Source organism: Oleiphilus sp. HI0066 (assembly GCF_001635725.1).
In genome coordinates this window covers 1-1,014 of the sequence record NZ_LWFH01000296.1, presented here as the reverse complement: position 1 = coordinate 1,014, position 1,014 = coordinate 1, and the positions used below count along the sequence as shown (strand labels likewise).

Sequence of the window (1,014 nt, the reverse complement as noted above, 5' to 3'; positions counted from 1 at the left end):
GAAGCAGGCTGTATAAAGTCACTGAACAAACCATCAACGACGTATTCCAATCGCTTCTGAGCCTCTTCATCCGATCGTTCCTGCATAAGATTCCCGACTACTCCACCAGCCCATACTGGGGTTTGTGTCGCCATATCAACCGCAACGATACGAAGGCCAATCGCAGGCTTGTCACCGAGTAATTTAAGCTGCTTCATTGTCTCGTTAGGAATTTCAGGAATATCGGTCACAACGCCAACAGTATACGCAATCCCAAGCTCACGTGATTGCGCTAATTGCGAAAAGCCAAGCTCTCGCATTTTTTTATTCACTAGGTATTCAAACTCTAGACCTCCATTAAATCCCCGAGAATGAATTTTGTGTCCAGGATCAATCATTAAAGCGGTCGACCCTATCCAACTGTAAGTTTTGTAGCCCGCCAGATTTGCTCTTGGATGCTTCTCGGTTTCCAAACTTATATCTTTCACTAGCTCCTGATTCACTGCGCAGCCGCTAAGTGCTGCGACCAAACACGCTATACCTAAGCTGATTAACTTATTCATACACTCTCCGATTTATCCAAGACTTAAATTCCGGAGAACATCCGTCATGAAACAATAAATTTAACAGTACGATGTATATAGTATGAAAGTCAGCAATTGCACTGTATAAACCAATTTTGATTTATGGATCGAAAATCATTTATGAAAAAATCAATTTACGCAGCGACGCTATTCACTCTGTTAGCAACGAACATTCTCTCAATCACCAGTTCTAAGTTTTACGACCTGTTAGCGAGTGCTATGACCCACATCCCGATATCTAACCTGATGCGAGATAGTAAATCAGCGCAAGCAAAATTGATAAAACAAGAGAATAAGAAACTTAAAACAGAAAACGCGAAGGTTAAAAAGCAACAAGCGCGAATCAAAGCCAATGCAAAACACGCCAGAGCAATCAGCTCGCGCGCTAAAACCCGAATAGCGAAAAATATAACCGCCAACACCGCAGCATTAGTACCTTCATCGGTTCCAA

2 protein-coding genes are annotated in these 1,014 nt (G+C 42.4%); one reads left to right on the top strand and one right to left on the bottom strand.

Annotation, left to right across the window (positions count from 1 at the left end; all coding sequences use genetic code 11):
- The coding region (locus A3738_RS04380) for a DUF4136 domain-containing protein (protein ID WP_156503949.1) at positions 1-542 on the bottom strand (542 nt) is incomplete at its 3' end.
- Between the two features lie 141 nt (positions 543-683).
- Here A3738_RS04380 and A3738_RS04375 point away from each other — a divergent pair.
- On the top strand, positions 684-1,014 hold a 331-nt coding region (locus tag A3738_RS04375; protein ID WP_156503948.1), incomplete at its 3' end, for a hypothetical protein.